5 protein-coding genes and 1 pseudogene are annotated in these 3,935 nt (G+C 63.4%); 2 read left to right on the top strand and 4 right to left on the bottom strand.

All coding sequences use genetic code 11. The features are described from left to right. Positions 1-289: pseudogene (locus EOD07_RS25685) on the top strand (signal peptide prediction); the annotation flags it as partial. Positions 290-356: 67 nt separating this feature from the next. After that, positions 357-674 carry a hypothetical protein gene (locus tag EOD07_RS38180; RefSeq protein WP_206519549.1) on the top strand — a complete coding sequence of 106 codons (318 nt, stop codon included), beginning with the start codon at positions 357-359 and terminating at the stop codon, positions 672-674. A gap of 116 nt (positions 675-790) precedes the next feature. On the opposite strand, the gene EOD07_RS25670 is transcribed toward EOD07_RS38180, so the two are convergent. Genes EOD07_RS25670 through ehuC form a run of 4 tightly spaced genes read right to left on the bottom strand, consistent with a single transcriptional unit; the run spans position 791 to position 3,733 of the window. After that, entirely contained in the window at positions 791-1,558 is a 768-nt protein-coding gene (locus EOD07_RS25670; protein ID WP_127237410.1) for a GntR family transcriptional regulator, read from the bottom strand. Next, on the bottom strand, positions 1,555-2,352 hold the full coding sequence (ehuA, locus tag EOD07_RS25665) for an ectoine/hydroxyectoine ABC transporter ATP-binding protein EhuA (protein ID WP_127237409.1): 798 nt from the start codon (positions 2,350-2,352) through the stop codon (positions 1,555-1,557). Before ehuA ends, EOD07_RS25670 begins: the two co-directional genes overlap by 4 nt. Continuing rightward, on the bottom strand, positions 2,349-3,008 hold the full coding sequence (ehuD, locus tag EOD07_RS25660; RefSeq protein ID WP_127237412.1) for an ectoine/hydroxyectoine ABC transporter permease subunit EhuD: 660 nt from the start codon (positions 3,006-3,008) through the stop codon (positions 2,349-2,351). Before ehuD ends, ehuA begins: the two co-directional genes overlap by 4 nt. Further along, positions 3,005-3,733, bottom strand: coding sequence for an ectoine/hydroxyectoine ABC transporter permease subunit EhuC (ehuC, locus tag EOD07_RS25655; RefSeq protein ID WP_127237408.1), 729 nt, complete (start codon positions 3,731-3,733; stop codon positions 3,005-3,007). The genes ehuD and ehuC overlap by 4 nt, the downstream gene beginning before the upstream one ends. Positions 3,734-3,935: the final 202 nt, after the last annotated feature.

Here is a 3,935-nt window from a genome sequence, read left to right as displayed (position 1 = left end):
GGAGGGCGTGGCGGGCGCGATCATGGCGCGGCAAGGGTACTACATGTCGGTCGTCGAACCGGTGAAGCAAAGCTTGTCGCCGGCGGAATGGAATTACTGGTACGGCGGCCTGCCCGCCGCGCACGACCTTCCGGGGCTGGCGGCACCGGTCGTGGTGCGCGCAGGCGAAAGGCGCGAGGGCGGCGACTATAAGGAGCGGGTGTCGCGCATCGCCGTCTGGAGCACCATCATGCCGGAACACAATTACCTCGCACGCCGCTGGCGAGAATTTCTGGGTATCAGGGGTTAAGGCTCGTCGCGTTATAGCCTTTGGAAAAGTCGACGGACTGGCTGCCGGTGCAGACGACGACGCCGTCATGGTCGGCGATGCAGTCGTAGAGCTTCTCGAGATAGCGGATGCGGTGCGGAGCGCCGGTGAGATAAGGGCGATCGAGATCGCCATGACCTTCGGCGATCGCGCGCCCTCAAGGCTCGTAGGGCTTCGGCTCGCTTCCATTGAAGAAAGTCCAGAAGCAGCGCGGCGTCTCATGGCGGCAATCGAAACCGTCACTGATCGAGGCGAATATCTTAGTCCGGACCTTGGCGGTTCAGCGCGCACCGCCGAGGTCACTGCTGCCGTGATTGCTGCGCTCTCGGCTGTGAACAGCACGAGTTCATCCCGGTTGGCCGGATAGGGGCTACGGTCTCTAAAGCATGTCTCCCGAAAGTGGGAGCCGGTTTCAGGGTGAAGACATGCGTAGAATCAAAAAGCCTAAAGCGCATGGAGCGAATCCGAAAATCGCGACGCGCTTTAGTCGGTCAGGCTTCGTGGCGCTGGCTTGATCGAATCCTCGGTAGGCAAGGTTTCGCGCTTGTCATTCCGATGCAGCATCATGCGCCGGAAGCTCATCGAGATATGCGCCCGCCTGATGTGTCCGATCGAAGCCCAGTCGCCGATCTCAGCCGCCGCGAGCACCTCCGCGATCTCCCGGCGGAACGCGGCGAATTCCTCGGCCAGCCCAAGCCGCGGCATCATTTTCAGGACGACCCGTGCGACCTGGAAATAGAGCCGCTCGCTGATGTCGCGCAGCGGCTGGTTCCCGGTCATTGCGCTCAGCTCATAGAAGAAATCCATGTTGAGCCGCAGGAAAGCGCGCTGGTCCGGATGGAGGATGTGGGCGTCGCAGCGCTCCATCAGCGCGCGTATGCGGTCGAGATCGGCACCGGTCCGCGGAATTGGCGACAATTTGCCGATCAATTCCGCCAGTTCCATGCGCAAATGGTAGACCTGCTCCAATTCCTCGATGTCGACGTCGGTGACGATCGTGCCGACGCCATGGACCGACTGGACGAGGCCTTCCGACTCCAGACGCGCAAGGACCCGCCGCACCGGAGTCCGGCTGACTTCGAATTCCTGAGCGAGCTCTTCTTCGGACAGGTGGTTCCCGGGGGGATAATCGAGCAGGCAGATGCGGTCGCGCAGGATCCTGTAGATGCGTTCCGACCTTTCCCGCGCCGAAGGCGGTCGCGTTGGGCCGGTCGTGGCCTGCTCTATCGCCGCATCGTCGTTGCGGGTCATCCCGCCTCCAGCACCGCGCGCAGGAATTGCCGCGTCCGTTCGTTCTTCGGCGCGCCGAACAGCTCGCTTGGAGGTCCCTGCTCGCAGATCTTGCCCTGGTAGAAGAAGCAGACCCGGTCGGAGAATTCCTTCGCGAAACCCATCTGGTGGGTGACCATCAACATTGTGAGGTCATGCTCCCGCCCGATCTGCCTTATCACCTGCAGCACTTCGCCGACAAGCTCGGGGTCGAGCGCCGACGTCACCTCGTCGAACAGCATGACCTTTGGCCGCATGGCGAGCGCCCGCGCGATCGCGACGCGCTGCTGCTGCCCGCCGGAGAGCTGCGAGGGATAATGGTCCTTCTTCTGCGACAGCCCGACCATGTCGAGCAGTTCGGCCGCGCGCGCCTCGGCGTCGGCGCGCTTCATGCCGAGCACGGTCATCGGCGCCTCGATGCAATTGGCCATCGCGCTCATATGCGGGAACAGATTGAACGACTGGAAGACCATGCCGATCTTGGCCCGCACCCGCCTGATGTGGGCTAGATTGGCGGGAACCAGCTTGCCGCCCTTGTCCATATGCGTGAGCGGCTCGCCTTCGACCCAGATGACGCCGTCGTTGATCGTCTCGAGCGTCATCAGCATGCGCAGCACCGTCGTCTTGCCGGAGCCGGAAGGTCCGATGATCGAGACCTTCTCGCCGCGCGCGATGTCGAGGCTGAGCCCATCGAGAACCGTCAGCGCGCCATAACGTTTCGACACATTGTCGAAGCGCACCATGGGGTCGGAACGCACCATGGGCTGGTCCGTCATCGTGAGGTCCTCCGGTTGAGCAGGCGTTCGAGAATACGGATGAGCGCGGCCGACACCAGGCTCATCACCAGGAAGAACAGGCCGACGAGCGTCATCGGCTCGGTGTAGCGGAACGTGTCGGAGCCGATGATCTTGGCCGTCTGCATCAGCTCGAGAACGGCGATGGCCGACAGCAGCGGCGTCTCCTTGAACAGCGCGACCAGGTAGTTGCCGAGCGCCGGAACGATCGGCGGGATGACCTGCGGGATGATGATGTCGCGGAAGGTCGCCCATTGCGGCAGGTTGAGCGCGATCGACGCCTCCCATTGGCCGCGCGGGATGTTGTCGAACCCGGCGCGGTACACCTCGGAGCAGTAGGCCGCGTAATGAAGTCCGATCGCGATCACGCCGGCGGTGAAGGCGTCCAAAACGATGCCGAATTTCGGGAAGACGAAATAGAGGAAGAAGATCTGGATCAGCAGCGGCGTCGAGCGGATCAGCTCGACCAGCACCGAGATCGGCCAGGCCGTCCACGGAATGGCGATGCGCACCAGGGCGAGCGCCAGGCCGAGCAGGGCCGCGATGACGAAGCCGATCAGCGTCGCCTCGATGGTGATGATCGCAGCGCTTGCCAGCGTCGGCAGGATCTCGAGCGTGAAGGACCAATCCCACATCAGGCGGCCCTCCCTCGCGAGAGCCCGGCCGACGCCCGCTGCTCGAGGAACCGCATGCCGATCGTGATCGCGAGCGACATGACGAGATAGATCAGGAGCACCAGCGTGAAGATGGGAACGGTTTTCAGCGTGCTCTGGTTCATCTGCTGGGCTTTGAAGGCAAGGTCCGTCAGCGTGATGAGCGACACCAGCGCGGTCGATTTCAACAGCTCGATGAACAGATTGCCCCAGGGCGGGATCATGCCGATGAAGGCCTGCGGCAGGATGATCCTGCGCAGCATCTGGGCGCGGCTCATGTTGAGGGCGATCGACGCTTCCCACTGGCCGGGCGCCACCGCCAGGATCGCTCCGCGCACCACCTCCGATCCGTAGGCGCCGACATTCAGGCCCAGCGCCAGCACGGCCACCGTGAAGGCGTCCATCAGCAAGCCGAATTGCGGCAACACGAAAAACAGCCAGAAGAGCTGCACCAGCGCGGAGGTGCCGCGAAAGATCTCGACATAGACAGTCGCCAGCCAACGCAGCGGAGCCGGCCCATAGAGGCGGGCAAGCGCCGCCAGGACGCCCATCGCCACGGCCAGCACACTCCCCAGCACGGCGATTTCAATGGTGAGCAACGCTCCCTGCAGCAGTCCCGGCAGGAACAGGCTGTAGGAAGGCTGCGTGGCGAGCAGGCCGATCACCGCCAATGCGGCAACCAGCATGCCAACAAGCGTCCGGATGCCCATCGGCTTCTCCGAAGAAAAGGAGGCGGCGCCGAAGCGCCGCCCGGAGTTGGGACTTTTACTTGCCGGCGCAGAGCTCGGCGGTGGTCTTGTTCGGCAGATAGTCCTTGCCGAAGCCGAACGGCTCGACCAGGGCGATGTGCTCGGGCGAGCCGATGAATTTCTTCAGCTCCGCGTTGAAGGCGTTGAGCAGGTCGGTATCCTC

It is taken from the genome of Mesorhizobium sp. M2C.T.Ca.TU.002.02.1.1 (assembly GCF_003997225.1).
The sequence above is the reverse complement of the archived record's forward strand: the minus strand, read 5'-3'. Positions and strand labels throughout refer to the sequence as shown.

Excerpts from the sequence above, each read along its gene's own strand:
- EOD07_RS38180 (WP_206519549.1), top strand. The coding sequence starts at position 357 with ATGGTCGGCGATGCAGTCGTAGAGCTTCTCGAGATAGCGGATGCGGTG.
- EOD07_RS25670 (WP_127237410.1), bottom strand. The coding sequence starts at position 1,558 with ATGACCCGCAACGACGATGCGGCGATAGAGCAGGCCACGACCGGCCCA.
- ehuA (WP_127237409.1), bottom strand. The coding sequence starts at position 2,352 with ATGACGGACCAGCCCATGGTGCGTTCCGACCCCATGGTGCGCTTCGAC.
- ehuC (WP_127237408.1), bottom strand. The coding sequence starts at position 3,733 with ATGGGCATCCGGACGCTTGTTGGCATGCTGGTTGCCGCATTGGCGGTG.